Source organism: Clostridioides sp. ZZV15-6597 (assembly GCF_020657815.1).
In the GTDB taxonomy this organism is placed as follows: domain Bacteria; phylum Bacillota; class Clostridia; order Peptostreptococcales; family Peptostreptococcaceae; genus Clostridioides.
On sequence record NZ_JAGWCT010000002.1, the window covers coordinates 13,150 to 35,324 of the forward strand.

Genomic DNA, 22,175 nt, shown 5'->3' on the forward strand with positions numbered 1-22,175 from the left:
CTCATTTTTGTCGTTTTGGGAATAAAAAAAGAACTCTTGTTAGAGTCCTTTAGTTAATAAAGTATTTTTTCTTATTATTTTCATATTCTTTTATCTTTTTATTTATAATTTTTTCTATATCATTTGTTACTATTGTATAGTCATTACTAAGTTTATTCTTTATAAAATATTGTGCAAAATAGGTAATAGCTAATATAACCGCAAGCCCAAATAAAGTTTTAAAATCTTCCGATTTTAAAAATACATTTATATTTAATGGCATATCTATAATAACAATTAAAAGATATAATGGTAGAAAAACAAGTAATATACCTACTAAAAGAAGATAGAATATAAACAGTACAAATATTGTTGAATTAAACATTTGATTGAAAGCTTTTGAAACTGTATTTCTAAAGCTTGTATAATTATTCCAATAATCAAATATTAAAACTTTATGTAATACTTCTCTTTTTTTATCTAAATCATCATTATGTTTTTCTTTTAATATATAAAAAACGTAACTAGGAATATAATATTCTCCTTGAATATACTTTTCTTCTACAAAATTTATAGTATCTATTGTTCTATCCTTATTATATTTTTTTACATATGAAAGTAAAAAATTATCAAAATAATCATCAAAAGATTTATCAAGTTTTACTTTATCCCTATTAAAATATGCTACTATAACCCCTATAACAACTGAAACAACTCCTAGAATTTTAATTATATCATCTATATTTTCCATATTAATCCCCTCCAAAGTATAAAATTCAACTTCAAAGGTCAATATCCTTCAAAAACCATTCGACAGCTACAAAATAATTCTATTATTCTCCTTTTATCTTATTACTTCCCAATCCTCTGCAAATATATCACTTACACTTGGAACCCATGTATTAAAAGAATTTAATGTGTTTTTTATGACAAAGAACGGATAAATTTCTGAAAACTCATAATCTCCACCTTTATCCATTTGCACATACATTCCTTTTCCATTCCAGCTTAATCTAAACGCCTTTTCTCCATTTTTCAATAATGGCAATACTTCTTCAAATTTCATAATTCATTCTCCTTTTCAATTTATTATATAAAAAAAGACCATCTACAAAGATGACCTTTTGGGTTAATCTCTATTTTTATAAAGTTTTTACAGCGGTTCCATATGCAAATATTTCAATAACTTGTTTTTTACTTGCAAATCCATCTGCCACAGCAATACGATATTCAAATTGACAATTAATTACAGCATTCCCACCTAATTGTTCACACTTTTTCTTTAACTGCTCTTTTACGCCTTTAAACGCTGAGTTTGGGTCTGCACTTCTAAAAATACCTTCTTTATGAGAGTCTATTGCAAATATAGCATCTATAACCCCATATTCTTCTTTAATGTCTCCAGTACTTATAATCATATTTATACCCTCCAATACCTTTTTCTTTAATAGTAGTCTAAATTATATGATATTTCAACAAAATCAATTATACTTTTATACTACTTTCAAAAATAAAAAGGCTAGCTTACTAAAAACTAGCCTTTTAAAAAGGGAGATATGCATATTATTTAAGGGAGCAAGTTCTAGGAATCGAACCTAGATTAAACACCAATACCTGCATAGCGAGTGAGGTTACCAAGCCCCACTCTTTCAGACAATTGAATTAAATTCCGTTTTAATCCAATATATCTACATATAGTGTATTAATAAAACCTTTTGAACATAGTTAGAATTGAACTAACAGCGTCCTCACGCCCTGCCTAGTCTGTTCATAGTAATAAAAAAAGACCATACATTGGTCTTAATTAAATTCATATTTTTCCTTGTACTCTTTAATAGCATCATTCCATGCCTCTTGCTCTGTTATTCCTTTTTCTATAGCAATCCTTTTGGCTATCTCTCTTATTTTAGTTGCACCTTCTAATATTCCCATTTCATATTTCCCCCTATTCTATATAATTTAAGCGAGGTCATAAGTCCTCGCTCTATTTAAAATATAAGTTAAATGCCTTTTTTAAGTTGTAAATCAGGAAATGGTATAACTTTAGCAGAAGTTAGAGTATTTTTAGGTAAATTTAATAAATATTCTACTTCTTCTGGCTCTAGACTAAAATTATATGAAAATGAAAGTTCATCCATAAACTCTTTTGGAGTAAATACTTTCTCATTTAATAACATCAAAACTGCTGTTTTTAACAATGCTGGTAGAGAAGTTAATAACTCATCATCTAATGGTTCTGATTTTCTTAGCCCTCTACGTTGTAAAGTACGAATCATAGACTGATATTCATCCATACTGATAATTCCTAAAGAATATGAACGACGAATCATTGCTTGTATAGAAACTTTCCATTTACGTTTCAATTCTGTATAGTTTGGGATACGTAAAGGTGTTCTCTTAGCATCAATTTTAAAAGTTTCTTCTGGCAATAAGAATGTAGACGCGAAGCGATTAGCTTCTGATTCTCTATCTTTAAACTCTTGTTTTTCCAAAGCTTCTACATCCTCACTCCATTCATGTAAGCATATATGCCCTAATTCATGAGCTATATCAAAATGAATTCTAGAAGCAGAAGTCTTATTACTAGAATATCCAATAAGATAAACAGTCTCTCCTGCAATATCTACCATTTGGCTAAATGCATCTATATCATCTGTTGAAGTCGAAAAACTTGTTACAAGTATTCCATGCTGTTCTACTTCATATATGATATTATCAATAGGTTTTAATCCTAATCCCCAAGCTTCTCTTAAAAGTAAAGCAGCTTCTTCTGGTGTTTTCCCAGAACAATCCGGTAAATTTAATGTTGGGAATTCAATATAGTCTTGTAAGAAGAAATATATTTCTGCTAGAAATTCCATTTTTTGAATTTGCTCTGCTCTATATTTTTTATTTGTAGTCAATAATGCTCTGAAATATGTTGAACCTATTGCAATATTAGTTCCTGTTTCTAAAAAGAACTTAACTGGAAAACCTAACACTCTTGCTATTCGTTTCACTACATTATTATCATTTGGTTTCGATTTATTATTCTCATACATCGAAACAGTCTGTCTTTGACAGTCAATTCTCTCAGCTAATTCAGCTACTGTCATTCCTCTATATATACGAGCTTTCTTTAAACGCTCTCCATTAAAATTAATTTCCATAATTATTTCCTCCATCTATTCACTAAAAAGTGACTACTTGGCATCTTCCTCCTTTTTCGCCTTTTTTAAAGGATGTGTTTTCTTTCTTGCAACTGCTTTTGAAGTTAAGTTTAATCCAAGAGTAGGGTTATTTGCAATAGGATTAGTCTTGTCAACTTTTTCTACAACTGTACTTTCTTCTATAGATATATAAGAACTCCAATCTTTTTCTGTAACAATGTCTAAGTTTGTATCAATCATTACAGCACGAATAGATGTAAGTTGATATTCAGATGCATCAAACAGTATTAATGCATGATGGTTAACAACAACATTGTCTTTTATTAGATTCGCAAGTAATTTTTGTACATGTTCTTTAACTTTATCTTCATCATCAAATTTTTTAGGGAAAAAGGATATTTGCCCAACAGGTGCTTTTAAATCTTCATTAAAGTTTTTAGTCAACTCATTCAAGTAGTGCATGTTTCTTCTTTCAGGTTGTTTTTCATATATTTCCTTAAATCGTTGTTCTCTCATTATGGTAAAAATATTTTCACTACTTTTTTCATGTATAATGACCATTCCCCAACATCCACGTTTAGCTTCATATGCCATACAATCAGGGCTATTAAGTACTTCACAAAGGTCTCTATTTAATAAATCCCAAATACGGGTAGGTATACTGTTTTTAGTTACAAGATTCTGCTTTTTAATATCTTCTTTTATTTTATCTCCAACAGCTCCATTAACACATTGAACAATTGTAGAGATTATTTCATTAGGTATTTCTAGTTTTGCGTCTTCTGGCATACAATTATGCACCTCCTACATATGTTTATATACTTATTGTAGGCGTTTTGTGCTAAAGTGTCAATATTAAAAGACAAATATATGCATTTTTTATATTTAAAAGGTCATTTAAAATTTTTTAATTGTTTATATAATATCCCTAATTGTAAAAATTATTCACTTCGGCTAGAGTAAAAATAACCCCTTAACCCTAGCCGATTATTTAGTTTTGAGAGGGAAATCTTTATTTCCACGATATTATTATCTCATGTTTTTTTAATCAAAAAGGGGAGAAAGTAGGGAATAAAGTGGGAATTTCTGGGGAAAAACTGGGGAATTTTCTAATTTTTAAATAATGGGAGTTCATTTTCCTTAATTCTTGGATAAAGCATATCCATAACTTTATACACTAATCTTTCCCTCACACATCTACATGTTTTTCTATCTGAGTTCATCTCTAAGGATATATAAACCATACTATTTTTAATTCTGCTATTATAAAATAGTTTAAAAAAATGTTCTTCTCTTATATCTAAGCATGTAAGTGCATTTTCTATTTTCTTCTTTTCAATTTCCTTATCTTTTTTTATCTTTTTTAACTTAGCAATATCTCTTTCTTTTTTTATAATCTCATTCTCAACAGTTGAATTAAAAGCATATGTTGGACTTACTTTTTCATCATATCCAACAGCCTTACACCCAAATATCTCATTTTCTCTACTTTCTATATCTAATTCAAGATTTTTAATTTCTGCATTTAAAAATTTATACTGATGTAGTCTACCTTCTACTTTTTTAAATAGTTCTTTTTTATTAATATTATTATCCATACTTTCACACTCCTGTTTATGTTATAATAATCTTGGATAAAAGCTTTATATTTTTGACAAGTGGAGTGTGAAAGCACTCCTTTTTTCTTTCAATTTATATATTGAAGGTTTTCCCCTTTAAAGAGGAAAAGTCTATCCCTCTCTTAACTCACTATTGATAATTGACTATTTAAAAGTCTTATTTCTTCCTCAAACACTATAGGTAACTTATAATTGTTTACAATCTCTAATACTTTATCTAACTGGCAACGCTTTATAGCCTTATAACTTTCTACTCCAAATTCTCGTTTAATCTGATGATATATATCGCTGTATACTTTACCTCTTAAAGATTTATTTTTATAAGCCTTACTTCCATGCCCACCAAGTGATTTTGTTGCTACCCTCTTAACCTCTTTAACAATACACTCACACTCAACGTTAAAAAGTGGTGCATCATCCATAAAGTTCTCTAATTTCTCATTAACACTCTCTATTTTAGTTTCTAAGACTTCTTGTTTCTTATCTAGCATAAATATAGCTTGTAACTCTTTTGATGCACTTAAAAGAGGATTATTTAATTCCTTTCTCATAGAGAAATATCCATCAACTATTTTCTCGTATTGTTCCCAAGCTATATCATCTTCCAATATCTTTAGTAGTTTTGAATAACCTCTTTCAGATAACAAATATATGTTATTTGCATTTGCATAAGATTGATTAGAGTATCCCATTTCCAAGCTAAGTGATTTTAAATAACTTGGTCGCTCTGAACGACTCACTTTTATATCTAAAATATCTATACCATCTTTAAATCTTTTTATATTATTATTTATAAGCTCATTTACATGTTTAAGTTCTCTATTATGTATCTTAGCTATATCCTTTACTAGCATTGCTTTCTTGCCTTTTCCAAATCCACCCTCTATATCATGAAACTTCATTCCCTCAACTTCTAAAGTTCCAAGTACTGTTATTTCTTTATTTATATTTTCATTCATAATCTATCTCTCCTTTTCTTTTTTGAATAATTCATTTCAATTTATTTACAGTTCTGAAAAATCTATTGTTATTATTAATATCTCATAGTATCCTAACCTTATATCATCTAACCTTAGGAGGAATTTATGGGGAATTTAATAGTTTTCTTAATAAAGCTTTGTATTTATTTTTTACTGGCATTTGCTGCCCAAAAACTCAATAAGACATATCCACTCAAAAAACATATATTTATATGGGTCTGTTTAATTATCTTAATATCATTTTTTATAGAATATATTAATAATTTTCTTGTGACTTTTATTTAGATTCTTTTTATATAATATCTTCTAGCATAACTTCAACTCTTGGTCTATCACTATAATATTTCTTACTCACCACTTCTACTATTTGAGAATCATCTTTGTATGCGATACCATTCAAGCTGTCAGCTACAGACTTGATTATATTGTCTAAATCGGGTTTCTTGTTTGGTCTTATTAACCCTTCTACTTTAGCTATAGCATCCTTATACGCTTTAGTATTTACCTTATTTTTCTGTAGTGCTTCTCTATCTTTTTTAGTAATGTCAAAGTAACAAATAACTGTCATTTTCACATTACCCTCAAAGAAATGTTTTACTGTAGAGTTATACATGAGTCTAATCCAATTTTCATAAAGTACAGTTTGTTCGGTTGTGTATGCTTTACCAGTCGATGTACTCATTCTAGGACGTGCCTTTGCCTTTGGTTCTCCATCTATTACAAAATTAACTTTCATTGGCTACCTCATTTAGTTCTATTTCTTCTGTATCTCTAACAACAAACCAATGTGGCTTGTATCCAAACTCCTCTATCCACTTTTCAAATACTTCATTTAATCTATCATCAAGTATTTTTTCATCTTCATCTTTTATATAACTTGACCAGCTCTCTCCAAATTCTCCAGTCATTTTAAGTTCTTCCTTAGCTCCTTGAATAGCATCCTCTCTACTTTTGTATTCATCACTTCCGAAGAACTCATCATCCCAACTATATAACCAAATATCTTTTTGCATATAAATTCCTCCTCTACTTTTTACTCATATTTTTTACTGCTTCACGAACTTCACATATGCTATATCCAAATTTTTTAAATCCTTTTACATATCTTCTTATGGAACTTGATATACTTCTTCCTACTCTACAATTCTCATATCCTTGCCATAAGTTCTCTTTTTCCTCTTGCTTTACCATTTGAGAAACTGCTTTTTGAAATTTATTCATCCTATTTACTCCTAGCCCTATTAGCCTTCTTCTTACATTCCTTACAACAATAAATATCATTAGATTTTTCCTCAAGATAAAATAATTTCCCACACCAACTGCATCTTCTTCGTTTCATGAAATCACTCCTTATAATTCCTAAATGATTCAACTAACATTTCAGTGTTTCCACAAGTATCTTCTGTAAAATCTATTTGTCTCCCATTAAATTCTCTTATATAATCTGCTATATCATATATTCTTTGACACTTTTGTTCTATACAGTTACAAATATCATTTATATTTATTTCGTTTGGAATTTCAACTATAACTTCATGTTCTAAAGTCACTTTTTCCTCAAACTTAATTTTATATTTTTTCATTTTAAATACTCCTTTATTTCATTTTTGAGAGTCACAAAACACTTCAACAATAATTTATACTAAAAGACATTTTGCAACTCTCTAAACTGTTTTAATTAGATATTTTTACTTATATTTCTTCTACCTCAATATCAAGCCACTTTTCACAGCCAATCAGACAACCAACCGGATAGTGACAATCATTCTTATTTTCATAAATACAACAGCTACACTCTGCATCACATTTAAACAAAAGTTCCATTAAACTTTCCTTATCTCTAGTTACCTTTTCAAAATTAGTTATTTTCTTTTCTACTTTCTCTCCAGCGAATTTTTCATAACAAGCCGGACACATATGTTTATCCATGCTAATCATTTCATTAACATTCTTTCTATATAGCTCAATACATTCTAAATTATTTTCTTCAAATATACTCTTGCAAAAGTCACATTGTATAATCTTACTCATTATTCTTCTACCTCCATTTCAAGTCACTTTCTGCATCCATCCAAACTTTTTATCATTTCAAAGTTAGTCATTTTTAGTACCATCTTCATTTCTCAATAATTCATGAGCTTTTTCTTCATCATAACTGCAAATATTTCTACCATCACAATAATGACAAAGTAATCTAGTATTTTTAGTAACATTAGGAAACATTTTTTTGCAAATCTCCAATCTATCATCCATTCTTAAACACCTCTTTTATTATCACAATTTTCACACTCTTTTAGATTCAATCTATACTCATAAACTCTACCAGCTATAAAACTTCCTATTACTAATATCGCACTAGCTAAGACATTCATTCTCAAGACTCTCCTTACGTTCTAAGAACTCTTTTCTAATTTCCTCTAAATTCTCATATTCATTACCAACTACTTTGTAATCTCTACTATGATATATTTCTGTTTTATCTATAATCTCTATCCATTCTCCTTCAAACTTCTTTAAATAATGCCATTCCAAGTATATTTTAATACTGTCAACATCCCTTTTTACAACTCCATATTGGCTTGTGTCATGGAAATTATCATATCCTTTCAATATATCCCCTTCACAAATTTCTTGATTGTTTCTAGCCCATTCTCCAGAGCATACCCCAACATTAGATACTCTTTGCCATTCACAATTCTCTTTTAGCATAAATAAACAATCTACTGCATCACTCCACTTTATAGTATTTGAATAAATCCATTTCTCATTTTCAAAATCATAACCTCTGTATTTAATTAGACTCATTTAATCATCCCCTCATATTCGTACCTACTTAATATTTTTATAGCTATATCAATAGCTTTATTAACAGAACACTTTTTCTTATTTAATATCTTTTCAGCTAACTTAATTACTTGTTCCACATTTGCCAATACCATCTGTCACCTCTTGAATATATCTAGCTTTCCATCCATTTTTAGAAACCTTACCTGTTCTTGCTAAATGAGCAATATAAACATCTGTAAAATATACGTATTTACTTGCTTCAACAGCAGTATTAAATACTTTAGTTTCTCCAGTCACAATATTAAAACACTCTACTTTTTTACCTTTTCTTCCTTGCCCCTCATTATTTACACGCAAATCAATTACATTTGCTTTTTTATTTCTATCCCTTACTTTTCTTAGATTAAATTCAAACATATCTTCTATATCCTTAGTTCTTTCTAAAAATGTTCCAGCATCTACCCAAACTTTAGCCATATTTAGTTCCCCCTTTATTTAACTGGCATTTGAAATATTCTATTTCTATAACTTCTAACCTTATAACTGTCTATAGAATCCGTTCTAGTCCCACCTTCAATAAATCTTTGTATATTATCTAACACTTGCATAGCTCTTTTTTCATCCTCGTATTTTCCTATTTCCTTAAAGTTATTTATTTCTCCAAACATTGCATATACATATTCCTTATCAACATTTATCCAATCAGCTTTTACTAAATCAGTTTTATCTTGACTTCTAATTATTATCATCCCTAATACCCCCATCATCATTTTTTCTGTTATAATTTTTGAGACTTTCAGTATTTTAAGCCACAATATTTCTCTCAATAAAGAGTCCCATCCAGATATTATTGTAAAAGTCCCTTCATATTTTACTCGCTCAAACGGATTGTCTATTTCTGTACCCTCGAATGTTGCTTCTTCAGTTCTTGTATTATTTATCTCAAAACTTTCATTATCACATTCTAAGAAAATTTTCTTACTCTCATGTTTCACTTTTAGACCTCCAATTTTTTTAACTTCTAGGAAGTAATATTGCATAATTACTCTCTAGAACACTTAACTGAATTTCTCTTTTTGACTCTTTTTAATAATCTCATCTAGTTCATCCTCTGAATACTTAGTAAATGTTTGTTCAAAGTTGGCAAACTTATTCTTGCTCAACTGGTTATTAGTTACTTTTTTAGTTTTCTTATTTTCATGTTGCAATCTATATGATTCTAGTTGCTCATATGTAGTTATATTTGCATCCTTCCATTTTTTAAGGATTCCTTTTAAGTATGCTAGATTCATATTCATCTTTTCAGCACATATCTCTATAGCTCTTTTAAATACTCTTATATCTACTTCATTAGATACTTCTAATAACCATTCAGCTGTAACTGGATATATTACTCCTATATTTTCTTCATAGAGCTTCTTAAATTCTTTTAAAAAGTTATCCACAGGTTGCTTTCCTATATACATATTATTAATACTGTTACTATTAATACTGTTACTATTAGTGTCCATATTTTCCGTGTCCGGCTGAGTCGTGTCCGGAAAAGTAGGACATGGTTCCATGTCTACATTTTTAGGATATGGTTCCGTGTCTTGCTTTTTAGGACATGGCTTTTTCTTCTTTTTCTCTTCTTTTAAACCTCTCTTAGAAATACATTCTTCTATATAGGTTCTATCAAATACTATTTCATATATATTGTTTTGCATCTTACCTTGTTTGGATTTATTCTTATGAATCCTTATATAACCACTCATTTCTAGCTCTTTTTTGTATTTTGTAAATGTGTCTTTTGATATATCTAGTTCATAACAAATTAAATCTCTAGATGGAAAACATGTTCCATCATTCCCTGCAAAACTAGTTAGATATGAATACAGCATTCTAGCACCAACTGTCAACCACCTATCTCTTGCTATTATTCTTGGCATAAGACCATATCCACCACTTAATATATTTAATTTCTCTAAAACTGACTTATCTTCTTTCAAGGTGTCTCACCTACTTAATCAACATTTATAGATTCTTCCATACTTATTTGGTAATCTATATTTTCAACTTCTTCTTTTATTTCAACTTCATCCTCTTTCACCTCTTCAAACTCAGTATCTATAAAATCATCTTTTGGTTCATATTCACTTAGTAATTCAATTAATTCATCTACTTCCTCAAACCTTAGTTCTTTTAAATCAAACCCGTTACTCTCACAAAATTCTTCTAGCTTTGATGTATCTTTTTTATTCTCATAATCATACAAACCTTTCATTGATGCTAATTTAAGTATTCCTTGTTTTTGTGATGGGCTTGCCTTACCTATTTCAATAGGCTTTTGAGGTAATTTATCTGGTACAGTCTTTATTTCTGCACTATCATATAATCCTTGTAAATCTTCTGGGAATGCTTCTCTTAAAGCTGTAACAATAGCACATTTTCTTATCATTACACAAGGCATTTGTTTCCAAGTAGCTTGACTCTTTGAATACTCTTCTAAAGACACTACAGACTTTATAGGAAACCTCATCCCTCTAACTGATACTTCACACCATCCACCGATTAATTCTTCTTGTGGTAGCTTTAAACTGCCCTCCCTTTCAAATACTTCTCCATTTTTATTTACAGTTACTATTCCTGCTTTCATACCTTCAAAATTAGGATTTTTATTTGCTCTTTTTACAAATACATCTTTACCAACTACTATGTTTGCCGGTGAATTACCAAACTTTATTAAATATGCTTCTTTTATAAATGGATTTAATTTTTGAGCCTTACATAATTCTATAAACATTAGTACTTCTTGGTCTGTTACATTTCCATTTCCACTTACTAAGTAATTCTTTACTGTCATGTAATCAAGTATTTGACCCGATTCTAAGGTGCATGTTGCTAATTCTAAAGCCTTGTTATTCATTTTCTAGCCCCTCCATATCTTTTATATTCCTTTTTAAAACTGACACAAAACCATCTATATAATCACCATAGTCCCCTTGTAATTTGTATTCGTCTAAATGTTCTTTGAATTGTTCCAAAGTACATCCTTTTCTATGTTTATCTATGCAAGATTCTAACGCTGATATTTGTCCAAATTTTACATCCCAATCTACTTCATCTACTGTTGTAAATCTTAATAAAAATAATCTATCTTCTAAATCCTTAATTATTTCATTTTTTGTTTTCATTTATTCCCCCTTATGTTATAATATAGCTACATAATTTTTTGATTGGAGCCATTGCAGTGGCTCTTTTCTACATTATTTGAACTGCTAAGGGTCTATCTGTTTCAAATTCTTCTCTCATTAGCAGTTCTTCTGCTTCTTCTGTATCTCTTTCTATCCTTTTATACTCTGCATATGCTTCATGCTTAATTCTGTCTTGTTCATCTGTTGTAAGACTTCTATCTGCCCATGCTCTTTGTACTATATCTAAATATATTAAGTATTGTGCTTTTCTGTATTTTTCTATATCCTTGATTAATTCTTGTCTACTTTTCATTTTCCAATCCCCCTATTGATTCAATCTCTGAATTTAGCATAAGTAAAACATCCTCATATGCTCCTAATTCTTTTTCGTCTGCTCTACACTTATATCCAATTGACTTTTTATATTCTATCCTCTCACTTAGAGCCTGTATTTTATATTCTAAAAATCTTTTAGTTACTTCCATGTTCAATCCCCCTTAAAGTTCAAGTCCTCTTTGCTTACATTCTTCCATATAAGTTACACACTCTATATAAAATTTTGGTGTAGGTACTTTTTTATGTTTTTTACAAAATCTTAGAAACCATCTTAGAGTCAATTAAATCACCCCCTTTCTCTTTTTCAATACAGCTCTATCTTTTAGTGCATTTTTCATTACATATTCTTCAAAAGAAATTAAATCTACTCTGTAACTTACTCCAACTTTGATGACTGTATATAAATTTTGTGCTTCTGCTTCTTTTATCATGTTTCTTGCTGTTACATCTGACACTTTCAAGTATTCTTTAAACTCTTTTAATGTAACTAAATTCATCCTTTTAATTCCTTCTCTATCTAAAAACATCTTGATGATGTCTGTTGTATCGTCTCTTCGCATTAGCTCTTGTACTAAGTCTTTTGTATCTATGAATTGCAATGCTGTACTCATTTTCAATCTCACCCTTTCTGTATATGTAGACTTATTTAAAGAAAATCTTGCTAAATTCAATTCCTAAAAAGTAGAAAATTCCTATCAAAATTCCTCTAATGAATATTTCTTTTTCTTTATTTCTCATAAACTTGCTCCTTTTAAAAATTTTATATTCAGTTTTCAAAGTGCTGTCATGTTTTAACCTAATTCTTGCTTAAATCTGATATTCCATATTTTAGAGCCATATCTTTTATAATAGATACGTAACCCTCTATGAGTTTTTTATCATCTTGTATAACATCTAAATTATTCACTTTCTCTCTTTTAGATTCAGATACCCCTTCTTCTGCCATCTTTCTTCTTTTATTGATTAATCTTCTATGCAAATCAACTCCAAATCTCTTATTTAATAATTCATAACTTTCTGTTCTAAGCATATTTATATGTTCAAAACCACCTTGTTTTTTTGCTATTCTTGCAATTAGTTGATGTGTATCTGTTCTCCAACTAGTTGAATCTAATGAAACTACATCTTTTATTGTTTCAACTTCTTCCTTTGCCTCTAATGCAATGTTATTAGCTCGGTTAACTTGTAGTCTTAAATCTTTCATTTCTTTTAAACTTTCTATTAAAACATCTTCTATACAAGATGGTTTCTGTTGCTTAACTTTGAAATATGTTTCCTCTAAATTATCAAACTGCTCCCAAGCTTTATCAGTATCTAATATTTTGCAGTGCCTATTTGCTCCTCTTTCAGTCCAAAGATAAAGTTTGTTTACATTAGGTGCAATTCCTATATCATATGAATCGCGTTTAAATGTCCTTAAATCATCACCTTGCAGACAAAAATAATGTTTACCTTCAATAAATCTCTCTTTATTATTATTAAAATTGTTACTTATATTTCTAATTTCAGTTTCATAAACATCTGCTAGTTGCTGTGTAGTTAGAACTCTTTCGTTGTTTCTTTCTATTACTTGTAAGTTATTCATATTTTTCAACTCCTTTTTCTCTTAATGTACTTTTAGTACAGTTGCTTTTCAAAAAAATATATTCTATTGAAGTATTGAAATAAGTTGCTATTTTTACAGCTGTATTTAGAGATGGTACTCTTTCGCCATTCTCTAAGAAAGCTATATACCTACTTGTAAGTCCTAATTCAGCTCCCAATTGATTCCTGCTTAATCCTTTTTGTATTCTAAAATCTTTTAGTTTATTCATTTTTTCACCTTCTTTTATTTTATCTTATGTACTAATAGTACAGTACTATTAGTACATTGTCAATAGCTTTTTTAAAAAAAATGAGCTATAATTGTTAATTAAGAACTAATAGTTCAATATAAATATAAAAGGTGGCTAAATAACATGATTGGATATAGAATAAAAGAATTAAGAAAAGAAAAAGATATTACTCAAAAAGAACTTGCAACTTTTTTAGGGCTTACACCTAAGATGATTTCTTTTTACGAGAAAGAAGAAAGATTTCCTCCTCATGATATAATTTTAAAACTATCAGATTTTTTTGATGTATCTACAGATTACTTACTTGGAAAAGTCAATGTAAAAAATGTAGACAATCTTAGTGAATTGGAACTAATTGAAAATCTAAATTTTTCTGGTGACATAAAAGAAGCTTTAAAAATGATTAGTGAGCTAAGTCCTGCATCACAAGAAAAAATGTTCAAAATAGCAAAAGTTTTCCTTGAAGAAGAAATTAATGAGAAAAAATAAGAAAGAGGAGAAAATCACTCCCTTTCTTTTTTATTTTCTTGTTTACAATATTCTTTTAGCAACTCTATGTATTTTTCAAATTTCTCATCACTAATTGTTTTTATTTCGTTTAATGCATCCCCTGTATCGATTAGTATTCTTTTTGATTTTTCCACATACTTTCCCCCTATCGCAAGAACTTATGTTCTTATTTTTAGTTAAAATTTCCCAACAAATTTTAATAAAATCATATGATTATGTATTTTCATTTCTAGAAATGTTTTTAGACTATTCAGAATTGTCTTTGATAATTATCTTACTTACATAATAATACTTTTGATTTGTTAATGCAATAAAAAAACCGCAATTGTAATAAAAAAATCGAAATTTGTAGAGAGTTGGAAGTTTTTTCCATTCTTATATATTATTAATCGTCTTTTTAATTATATTTTTTTGTATTTTCTTACTTATATAATATTTTTTATTATTTAATTTTAAAATCTTCGTTTTGCTTTTCATATCATATAAATATAGTATTTACTTTTTAATGCTATTTAATTACATATTTTTCCTAAATACATAGCATTTTTGTAGAAAATTTTATATACTTAAATTGTTATTATCATAAAGTAGAATACACTAGAAATTAATTAAATACAAAAGGAGTAATTTTTTATGAGCATTTTGAATCTATTTAGAAAAAATAAAAACAAAAATAATATTAATTTCAATGAAAAATCAAATAAATCAAAACAAAATTCTAATAACACTATGACATCTTCACAAGAATATAATCCTATTTCTATTCATAATGTAGAGGTAAAAAATGAAATTAACAAAGTATTGAATGTAAGTTATAATGACACAACAAATTTATATGAATTAGAAAAACAATCAAGAGAAAAATCAGATGCTTTATATAATATACATAATAATAGTGTTAATGAGTTTAACCCACAAAGCAATATATTAGAAACAGATACTAAACCACTTACATCAATAGAAAAATCTTTCTTAAAATACATAATTGGAGAAAATATATGTGAACCTTATATAGCAGCTTATTGGACATATGAATATAATATTAACTATTCATACTTAATTTCTAAGTTTTTCAATATGGATTATCTTAAGATTTCAAATTACATTGAAGACCTTACTAAATTAACAGTTTCTGAATTGAAAGAAATATTAAAATCTAATAACATTAAATCAACTGGTAAAAAGGCTGAATTAATAGAAAGGATAGAAAAAGAAATCTCACGCAAAGATTTATCTAATTTTTTTAATAGCTCCAACAAATATTATGCTTTAACAGATAAAGGAAAGGAACTGTTGAAAGATGTGCGTAAATCTGTTACTAAAAATACTGACCTAGAAGACCAGTGTTTAGAATTAATTTATATTGATAAATATGAGGAAGCATATGACTTAATTTGTAAATATGAATCCTCTAAAAATATCCAAAGAGGAATTAATATAAACTGGGAAAATCATAAAATTACACCTATGCAAATTGAGTCTTACAAAGCCATAAAGGAATTAGATATAAATTTAAAAGACACACTTTTAGATAACATAATTAAATCATCCTATATACTTTGTGATATGTTAGGAAATAACTCCAAAACTTCTCTATTAGTAAAACGTTTGGTAAGAGAAAAAATTGATAATATCGAAATTAATAATGCTATAAATAGTATAAATGATGTAATATACAATCACTCTACTATAATATATAGTGAGACTGATAGTAGTAGTAATAAAAATTTACATTATATAGATGTTGTTAAAAATAACAAATCAATACCATTCGAAGTTAATAATAAAAATTACAACTTCAAAATTAACGAAAATGAAATCTACTTTTTTAATATACTTAAAATTAAAATGTACGAAAATGAATTAAAAAATAATTTTGTCTTTGATAGAATGTCAGATGGAGCATTTAATGTATTTGATGCTTCAGACAACTTCATTGGTGAAGTTAAATTGCAAGGCAGAAAAAAATGGATAATGTACATGAAAAATGAATTTGGTTCAGAACATATTTATGGCGAATTAATTCACTTAATCGATGGTATTGATGCTTGGATTAAATATTCAAAGGAATATCTAAAATAATAAAAGAGCTACTTAAAATGATTAAAACTAATTTTAGGTGGCTTTTCCTTATGCTCAAAATACTGATAATATACTTTTATAAGAATGTTATATTATTTTTCTAATTTCTGTTAACATACCTTTATAATCCAACTAAATTCTTTTAAATAACTACCATTTTGTTTTATTTTTACGTTTTTTTGCAAATATATGGAAATTACACATAAAATTTTATATACTTAAATTATTATTATCATAAAGTAGAACAAAAAATAAAAAAGGAGTTTTGATATGAACAATGAAAATGAACAGTTAAAAAGTGATTTACTCATCAACGATGAAAAAATCAAAAATCTTAATTTCAAGATACCCTGGTATTATTCTTTATGGACTATATCCATACTAATTCTTTCTACATTTTCAACATACTCTATATCATTTATAGTTGCAATAATATTCTTATTTAAAAGAAATAAGATAATGAAAAAACATAAAGATAGCATTAGTATACTATTATCTGATGTCGAAAAAATCAATAATAAATATATTTTATTAAATGATGAAATTAAAATGAAAGAAAAACACTTTGAAGATTTATGTGAATCAAATGAAAATAAGTTAAAAGAATTATCCAATCTATTAGACAAAAAGAAAGTTGAAATTGATAAATTTGATTCAGAAAACCAAGATAAATTTAAACTTATCGAAGAACTAAAAATAGAAAAAGAAAGACTTGATAATCTTATAAAAGATAAAAATATACTTAAAGATAATATTAATACTTTAAATTCTCATTTAGAAGAATTAAAAAATGAAAGGGAAGAGCTTAGAGATATAAACACAACTTTAAAAAATAAAAAAGAAGAGCTAAAAAGATTATCAGAAGAATTAATACAGACTGAAGATGAGGTTCTGCTTCAATCATTTGGATTATATAATCCAAAATATGATTTTGAAAACTCTGATGAGTATATGGAAAAATTAAAAGAAATAAGAGAAATGCAAAAACTATTAATAAGAAATAAAACAGGTGTAAAATATTCTGATTCTTGGACTGTTGATGGAAGCATTCAAAAAGGTAGAACTATGACTAATCAAAATATTAAAACAGCTCTTAAGCTATTCAATAGTGAATGTGACATAGCTATGTCAAAAGTTAGTTTTAAAAATATTGATTCTATAGAAAAAAGAATACGAAAAGCATTTACTGATACAAATAAATTAAATACTTCAAATAAGGTTTCTATAAAGGAAAATTATCTTAATTTAAAAATAGATGAGCTTTATTTATATTATGAATACCTTCAAATGAAGGAAGAAGAAAAAGAAGAACAAAGAGCTTTGAGAGAACAAATGAAAGAAGAAGCTCTTGTTCAAAAAGAAATAGAAAATCAAAAAAGAAAACTAAAAAAAGAAGAATTACAATTCAAAAATGAATTACTTAGACTAAAATCAACTATCCCAGAAGATGAAAATGATAAATTAGAATGGGAACAAAAAATTAATTCTATAGAAGAAAAATTAGCTTTATTATCAAAAGATTTAGATGATGTATTAAATAGAGAACAAAATACAAGGGCAGGACATGTATACATAATCTCTAATATTGGTAGTTTTGGAGAAAATGTATATAAAATAGGAGTAACTAGAAGGCTAGACCCAACCGAGAGAATAAATGAATTAAGTAGTGCATCAGTTCCTTTTAAATATGATATACATGCGACTATATTTAGTGAAGATGCACCTAAGCTAGAGTCAGCTTTACATAAAGCTTTTGATAATAAGAGAGTTAATAAGGTAAATAATAGAAAAGAATTCTTCGAAGTTACTCTTGATGAAATAAGAGCAGAAGTTGAGAAAAATTTTGATAAGACTGTGGAATATACAAAACTAGCGGAAGCACAAGAATATAGACAAACGTTAAAAATACAAGAATTAAATAATAAATTAGCTTAAATATATTCAAACAATTATAATTTAATAAAATATTATTTTTGAATATCTGTATCAATTTGTGGTATAATAAAAGCAAGAAGAACTACAATCTATTTATGGTAGAGTGGAGTTCGTAATTTGAAAATTACTTAGTTTTATGGAATCTGATTTTTAAATCAAATTCCCAACCACTCTTAGTGCCAGCTTTGAGTGGTTTTTTACGTTTTTTAAGTAAATTGCTAACTAGACAAACTATTAAACTAACAGATAGTCTTTCTAGTACACTTTGTAAAAAATTATCCATGTATATTCACCTCCCTTCTTAGCGTTGGGAGGATAATTTTTGATACATGAACTCCACTCTATAAATTGTAGGTTGCATCTTCTTGCTAAAAATATTATAACATATAATTCTTACATATTTTACCTATATATTACATTTAAATTTCTATTTTAGCTTATTCTTCTTATTTACACGTATATAAGTACGTTTTATAATATAATTGTAAGGAGTTGATAAAATGAAAAAAGATATATATGTATATCCAGCTATATTTAGCTATGATGAAGATGGTATTTCTGTAGAATTTCCTGATTTACCAGGTTGTTTTACATGTGGAGATACAACAGAAGAAGCCTTAAAAATGGCTAAAGAAGCTCTAGGACTACATCTGTATGGTATGGAAGAAGATAACAATACAATACCAAGTGCAACAACTATAGATAAATTAAACTTAGAGAAAAATCAAATACCTACTTTAATAGAAATATATATGCCGATTCACAGAAAAGCTATAGAAAATTACTCTGTTAAAAAGACTCTTACTATTCCGCAATGGCTTAACAGAGAAGCTGAGAAACATAAGGTTAATTTTTCTCAAATACTTCAAGAAGCTTTAAAAAACTATCTTAATATTCATTAGATATAATTAGAGCAGTATAACTGCTCTTTTATATAAATATATAAAAACTTATAAAGGAAGTGTACATATGAACATTAAATCAGCTTTTATAAGAAAAAGGGGAGAAAAATTTCATGTATATGTGGAGTATGTGGAAGAAGAAACTAGTAAAAAGAAACAGAAAAGTTATGGAAGTTACGAAAAGAAAAAGGATGCTGAAAAACATTTAATTGAAATAAAATCTACTATAAACAATAATAAATTTGTTGCTCCAAGCAATATTACTGTAGTTGATAGATGCGTCAAATATTTAGAAGATAAAAAAATAAATTTCTCTCCTAATACGTTAAAAAACCGAAGAGATATAATAAAAAATCAAATTCAGCCATTTTTTGATGAAATGAAATTAACAGATATTACACCTTCTATATTACAGACTTATATAAACACTATATATAATAAAACTGCATTAAACTCTGCAAAAAATATAGTAGGTTTTTTAAAAGCTGTATTAAAAGAAGCATATAGACTGAAAGAAATACAAGAAAATATATGCGAATTTATAATAACACCAAATAAAAGGGATACTACGACACACAATTTTTACACTAAAGAAGAAGCTAAATCCTTATTAGAAAAATCTAAAGATACTATTTTATCTATCCCTATTTATCTAATGTTAACGCTTGGATTACGTTTTGGAGAAACTGTAGCTCTTAGATGGTCTGATATAGAACTTGATAAGAAAACTATACATGTAAATCAAATTTTAGTATATGTTGATAGTGTTGTAAGTTTTAAAGAACCTAAAACATCGAAATCAAAAAGAACATTATCAGCACCTGATGAATTAATAAGTTTATTAAAAGAAGAAAAGCTAAAACAAAACAAATTAAAATTACAAGGAATATTAAAAAATGAATTAGACCTAGTATGTCTAAACTCAAAATTTAAACCTTGGACTCAACCAAATTTTTGTATACCTTTCAAAAGACTATTAAAAAATAATAACCTTCGACACATAAAGATACATGAATTAAGACATACAAATGCAAGCTTACTTCTTCTAGCTGGAACTAATATAAAAATAATCTCTGAAAGATTAGGACATACAGATATAAAAATAACTATGAATAGATATTCTCATATTTTAGACGAAATGGATAAAGAAGCCTCTGAAAATATAAGTAATGTTCTCTTTAAATAATGTTCAGTTTTATGTCAGTTAAATGTCAGTAATCATCATATTTTTCTTAAATGTCAGTTAAATGTCAGTTATATATATAATAATACATAATAGTAAACAACCGTATTTCACTACTATTTACTATTATTTAATAGTATTTATAACTCAGATTTGATATAATACATATGGTAAAATTTTAATCAATAAAGCCTATATATTACTTATATATTAAAGTTAACAAATTTAAAACTAAGGAGAGCTATATGTTAAAAGCAATAAAAGGAAATATAATTTTCACAAAAACTTCAGATACTTTTACAGTATTTGAAAATAGCTACATTATACTAAACAAGGGTAAAGTAAAAGGTGTCTTTAAAGATATCCCTAAAGAATATAAAAATTTAGAAATCATAGACTACACTGATAAACTTATAATACCTGGTATGAACGACCTTCATTGTCATGCACCCCAATTTAGAAATTTAGGCATGGCTATGGATAAAGAACTTATACCATGGCTTGAAACTTATACATTCCCAGAAGAATCAAAGTATATAGATATAGAATATGCTACAAAGATGTATAAAAAATTTGTAAAAGAAGTCTGGAAAGCAGGTACTACTAGAATAGCTGTATTTGCAACAGTACATAAAAAAGCTTCTATGAAACTTATGGATATTTTTAAAGAAGTTGGTCTTGGAGCATATGTTGGTAAAGTAAATATGAACATGAATTGTCCTGACACTCTACTAGAAAATACGGAGGATTCTATCAACGATACAGAAGAAATAATAAGCAAATACAATGACATAAATTCTATTGTAAAACCAATTATAACGCCTAGATTTATACCTAGTTGTACAAGTAAACTTTTAAAAGAATTAGGCGATTTATGTTTAAAATATAATGTTCCTATACAATCGCATTTATCTGAAAATCATGATGAAATTGAATGGGTTAAAAGTTTAGAACCTGAATCTAAATTTTATGGAGATGCCTATAATAGATACAATTTATTTGGTCAAACCCCTACATTAATGGCTCATTGTATTCACTGCTCTCAAGAAGAAATAGATTTAATGAAAGAAAATGAGGTTATGGCTGTTCATTGTCCTGCTTCTAATTTTAATGTTGGTAGTGGAGCTATGCCTATTAGAAAATTACTTGATAATAATATTAAACTAGCCCTTGGTTCTGATATAAGTGGTGGCCATACACTATCAATATTTAAGGCAATAGTATCTGCAATACAGTTATCAAAATTATACTGGGTAAATTCTAATAAGAAATGTAATTTTCTATCTTTATCTGAAGCCTTTTATATTGCAACTAAAGGTGGAGGAAGTTTTTTTGGAAATGTTGGTAGTTTTGAAGAAGACTACGATTTTGATGCATTAATTATTGATGATTCAGATTTAAATCATGACAATTATTCTATACCTGAAAGACTTGAAAGATTTATATATGTTGGTGATGACAGAAATATCATTCATAGATATGTATGTGGAAAATTAATTGAAGAACCTAATATAGAATTATAATAAAAATTTTGATTATATAGAATTTGTTTATATAATTTGTTTAATTTATATAACTATAACTAGTAAAAGAGTATATTTTGAACCTAAAAAACTATAGGTTAAAATATACTCTTTTTCTTTAGTCTATTTATAACTTTAGTAATTATATCATATTTCCCTTAATATAATCCCCTATTCACATC

At 27.5% G+C, this 22,175-nt stretch carries 34 protein-coding genes; 6 read left to right on the plus strand and 28 right to left on the minus strand.

The features are described 5' to 3' along the window. Positions 1–49: 49 nt before the first annotated feature. The 26 genes from KGF52_RS00925 to KGF52_RS01045 all read right to left on the minus strand — a co-directional run bounded on the left by KGF52_RS00925 (position 50) and on the right by KGF52_RS01045 (position 13,837). Entirely contained in the window at positions 50–730 is a 681-nt protein-coding gene (locus KGF52_RS00925) for a hypothetical protein (RefSeq protein ID WP_095905070.1), read from the minus strand. A 93-nt stretch (positions 731–823) separates the two neighbouring features. Beyond that, positions 824–1,045, minus strand: a complete 222-nt coding sequence (locus tag KGF52_RS00930; RefSeq protein WP_227838806.1) for a DUF2829 domain-containing protein — start codon at positions 1,043–1,045, stop codon at positions 824–826. A 76-nt stretch (positions 1,046–1,121) separates the two neighbouring features. Further along, positions 1,122–1,397, minus strand: coding sequence for a heavy metal-binding domain-containing protein (locus KGF52_RS00935; RefSeq protein ID WP_227838807.1), 276 nt, complete (start codon positions 1,395–1,397; stop codon positions 1,122–1,124). Between the two features lie 382 nt (positions 1,398–1,779). After that, complete coding sequence (locus KGF52_RS21325; RefSeq protein WP_074134543.1) at positions 1,780–1,911, minus strand: hypothetical protein; 132 nt, start codon at positions 1,909–1,911, stop codon at positions 1,780–1,782. 68 nt (positions 1,912–1,979) lie between these two features. Next, the gene (locus KGF52_RS00940; RefSeq protein ID WP_227838808.1) at positions 1,980–3,128 is read right to left on the minus strand and encodes an XRE family transcriptional regulator; all 1,149 of its coding nucleotides are present in this window, start codon (positions 3,126–3,128) and stop codon (positions 1,980–1,982) included. A 33-nt stretch (positions 3,129–3,161) separates the two neighbouring features. Continuing rightward, entirely contained in the window at positions 3,162–3,917 is a 756-nt protein-coding gene (locus tag KGF52_RS00945; protein WP_227838809.1) for a DUF5986 family protein, read from the minus strand. Positions 3,918–4,237: 320 nt separating this feature from the next. After that, positions 4,238–4,726, minus strand: coding sequence for a hypothetical protein (locus KGF52_RS00950; protein ID WP_227838810.1), 489 nt, complete (start codon positions 4,724–4,726; stop codon positions 4,238–4,240). 143 nt (positions 4,727–4,869) lie between these two features. Further along, on the minus strand, positions 4,870–5,706 hold the full coding sequence (locus KGF52_RS00955; RefSeq protein ID WP_227838811.1) for an ORF6C domain-containing protein: 837 nt from the start codon (positions 5,704–5,706) through the stop codon (positions 4,870–4,872). 313 nt (positions 5,707–6,019) lie between these two features. Next, positions 6,020–6,463, minus strand: a complete 444-nt coding sequence (locus KGF52_RS00960; RefSeq protein WP_227838812.1) for a RusA family crossover junction endodeoxyribonuclease — start codon at positions 6,461–6,463, stop codon at positions 6,020–6,022. Continuing rightward, a complete protein-coding gene (locus KGF52_RS00965; protein WP_227838813.1) occupies positions 6,453–6,740 on the minus strand; it encodes a hypothetical protein in 288 nt (95 codons plus the stop codon). The genes KGF52_RS00960 and KGF52_RS00965 overlap by 11 nt, the downstream gene beginning before the upstream one ends. 13 nt (positions 6,741–6,753) lie before the next feature. Continuing rightward, positions 6,754–6,948, minus strand: coding sequence for a hypothetical protein (locus KGF52_RS00970; protein WP_227838814.1), 195 nt, complete (start codon positions 6,946–6,948; stop codon positions 6,754–6,756). A gap of 122 nt (positions 6,949–7,070) precedes the next feature. Then, complete coding sequence (locus KGF52_RS00975) at positions 7,071–7,310, minus strand: hypothetical protein (RefSeq protein ID WP_227838815.1); 240 nt, start codon at positions 7,308–7,310, stop codon at positions 7,071–7,073. A 109-nt stretch (positions 7,311–7,419) separates the two neighbouring features. Further along, positions 7,420–7,758: a hypothetical protein gene (locus KGF52_RS00980; RefSeq protein WP_077745241.1), complete on the minus strand. Its 339-nt coding sequence runs from the start codon at positions 7,756–7,758 to the stop codon at positions 7,420–7,422. A 63-nt stretch (positions 7,759–7,821) separates the two neighbouring features. Next, positions 7,822–7,980: a hypothetical protein gene (locus tag KGF52_RS00985; protein ID WP_156075169.1), complete on the minus strand. Its 159-nt coding sequence runs from the start codon at positions 7,978–7,980 to the stop codon at positions 7,822–7,824. A gap of 102 nt (positions 7,981–8,082) precedes the next feature. Then, the gene (locus KGF52_RS00990) at positions 8,083–8,532 is read right to left on the minus strand and encodes a hypothetical protein (protein WP_227838816.1); all 450 of its coding nucleotides are present in this window, start codon (positions 8,530–8,532) and stop codon (positions 8,083–8,085) included. Next, on the minus strand, positions 8,529–8,666 hold the full coding sequence (locus tag KGF52_RS00995; RefSeq protein ID WP_194150845.1) for a hypothetical protein: 138 nt from the start codon (positions 8,664–8,666) through the stop codon (positions 8,529–8,531). Before KGF52_RS00995 ends, KGF52_RS00990 begins: the two co-directional genes overlap by 4 nt. Beyond that, positions 8,635–8,991 carry a hypothetical protein gene (locus tag KGF52_RS01000; RefSeq protein ID WP_227838817.1) on the minus strand — a complete coding sequence of 119 codons (357 nt, stop codon included), beginning with the start codon at positions 8,989–8,991 and terminating at the stop codon, positions 8,635–8,637. Before KGF52_RS01000 ends, KGF52_RS00995 begins: the two co-directional genes overlap by 32 nt. A gap of 14 nt (positions 8,992–9,005) precedes the next feature. Beyond that, complete coding sequence (locus tag KGF52_RS01005; protein WP_227838818.1) at positions 9,006–9,509, minus strand: hypothetical protein; 504 nt, start codon at positions 9,507–9,509, stop codon at positions 9,006–9,008. Between the two features lie 63 nt (positions 9,510–9,572). Further along, complete coding sequence (locus tag KGF52_RS01010) at positions 9,573–10,502, minus strand: DnaD domain protein (RefSeq protein WP_227838819.1); 930 nt, start codon at positions 10,500–10,502, stop codon at positions 9,573–9,575. A gap of 14 nt (positions 10,503–10,516) precedes the next feature. Next, on the minus strand, positions 10,517–11,419 hold the full coding sequence (gene bet, locus KGF52_RS01015; RefSeq protein WP_227838820.1) for a phage recombination protein Bet: 903 nt from the start codon (positions 11,417–11,419) through the stop codon (positions 10,517–10,519). Beyond that, complete coding sequence (locus KGF52_RS01020; RefSeq protein WP_227838821.1) at positions 11,412–11,687, minus strand: hypothetical protein; 276 nt, start codon at positions 11,685–11,687, stop codon at positions 11,412–11,414. Before KGF52_RS01020 ends, bet begins: the two co-directional genes overlap by 8 nt. 67 nt (positions 11,688–11,754) lie before the next feature. Then, complete coding sequence (locus KGF52_RS01025; protein WP_074049207.1) at positions 11,755–12,000, minus strand: hypothetical protein; 246 nt, start codon at positions 11,998–12,000, stop codon at positions 11,755–11,757. Beyond that, complete coding sequence (locus tag KGF52_RS01030; RefSeq protein ID WP_074037490.1) at positions 11,990–12,172, minus strand: hypothetical protein; 183 nt, start codon at positions 12,170–12,172, stop codon at positions 11,990–11,992. Before KGF52_RS01030 ends, KGF52_RS01025 begins: the two co-directional genes overlap by 11 nt. Before the next feature lie 132 nt (positions 12,173–12,304). Beyond that, entirely contained in the window at positions 12,305–12,634 is a 330-nt protein-coding gene (locus KGF52_RS01035) for a helix-turn-helix domain-containing protein (protein ID WP_227838822.1), read from the minus strand. 185 nt (positions 12,635–12,819) lie between these two features. Then, a complete protein-coding gene (locus KGF52_RS01040; protein ID WP_227838823.1) occupies positions 12,820–13,608 on the minus strand; it encodes an ORF6N domain-containing protein in 789 nt (262 codons plus the stop codon). Next, on the minus strand, positions 13,601–13,837 hold the full coding sequence (locus KGF52_RS01045; RefSeq protein ID WP_227838824.1) for a helix-turn-helix domain-containing protein: 237 nt from the start codon (positions 13,835–13,837) through the stop codon (positions 13,601–13,603). The genes KGF52_RS01040 and KGF52_RS01045 overlap by 8 nt, the downstream gene beginning before the upstream one ends. Positions 13,838–13,981: 144 nt before the next feature. Between KGF52_RS01045 and KGF52_RS01050 the strand changes: the two genes are divergently transcribed. After that, positions 13,982–14,347, plus strand: a complete 366-nt coding sequence (locus KGF52_RS01050; protein ID WP_227838825.1) for a helix-turn-helix domain-containing protein — start codon at positions 13,982–13,984, stop codon at positions 14,345–14,347. 14 nt (positions 14,348–14,361) lie between these two features. On the opposite strand, the gene KGF52_RS01055 is transcribed toward KGF52_RS01050, so the two are convergent. Further along, on the minus strand, positions 14,362–14,502 hold the full coding sequence (locus KGF52_RS01055) for a hypothetical protein (RefSeq protein ID WP_227838826.1): 141 nt from the start codon (positions 14,500–14,502) through the stop codon (positions 14,362–14,364). Between the two features lie 499 nt (positions 14,503–15,001). Here KGF52_RS01055 and KGF52_RS01060 point away from each other — a divergent pair, with 499 nt between their 5' ends. Both KGF52_RS01060 and KGF52_RS01065 read left to right on the plus strand, forming a co-directional pair. Next, a complete protein-coding gene (locus tag KGF52_RS01060) occupies positions 15,002–16,450 on the plus strand; it encodes an SAP domain-containing protein (RefSeq protein WP_227838827.1) in 1,449 nt (482 codons plus the stop codon). Between the two features lie 270 nt (positions 16,451–16,720). After that, positions 16,721–18,385 (plus strand): DUF4041 domain-containing protein, encoded by a 1,665-nt coding sequence (locus tag KGF52_RS01065; RefSeq protein WP_227838828.1) that lies wholly within the window; start codon positions 16,721–16,723, stop codon positions 18,383–18,385. A 124-nt stretch (positions 18,386–18,509) separates the two neighbouring features. Here the strand turns inward: KGF52_RS01065 and KGF52_RS01070 are convergent, their stop codons facing one another. Continuing rightward, complete coding sequence (locus tag KGF52_RS01070; RefSeq protein ID WP_227838829.1) at positions 18,510–18,668, minus strand: type I toxin-antitoxin system toxin; 159 nt, start codon at positions 18,666–18,668, stop codon at positions 18,510–18,512. A gap of 217 nt (positions 18,669–18,885) precedes the next feature. On the opposite strand from KGF52_RS01070, the gene KGF52_RS01075 reads away from it, so the two are divergent. From KGF52_RS01075 to KGF52_RS01085, 3 genes are all read left to right on the plus strand, one after another. Then, positions 18,886–19,287: a type II toxin-antitoxin system HicB family antitoxin gene (locus KGF52_RS01075; RefSeq protein ID WP_227838830.1), complete on the plus strand. Its 402-nt coding sequence runs from the start codon at positions 18,886–18,888 to the stop codon at positions 19,285–19,287. A gap of 67 nt (positions 19,288–19,354) precedes the next feature. Further along, positions 19,355–20,473 (plus strand): site-specific integrase, encoded by a 1,119-nt coding sequence (locus KGF52_RS01080; protein WP_227838831.1) that lies wholly within the window; start codon positions 19,355–19,357, stop codon positions 20,471–20,473. 242 nt (positions 20,474–20,715) lie between these two features. Then, the gene (locus KGF52_RS01085) at positions 20,716–21,993 is read left to right on the plus strand and encodes an amidohydrolase family protein (protein WP_227829704.1); all 1,278 of its coding nucleotides are present in this window, start codon (positions 20,716–20,718) and stop codon (positions 21,991–21,993) included. Positions 21,994–22,175: the final 182 nt, after the last annotated feature.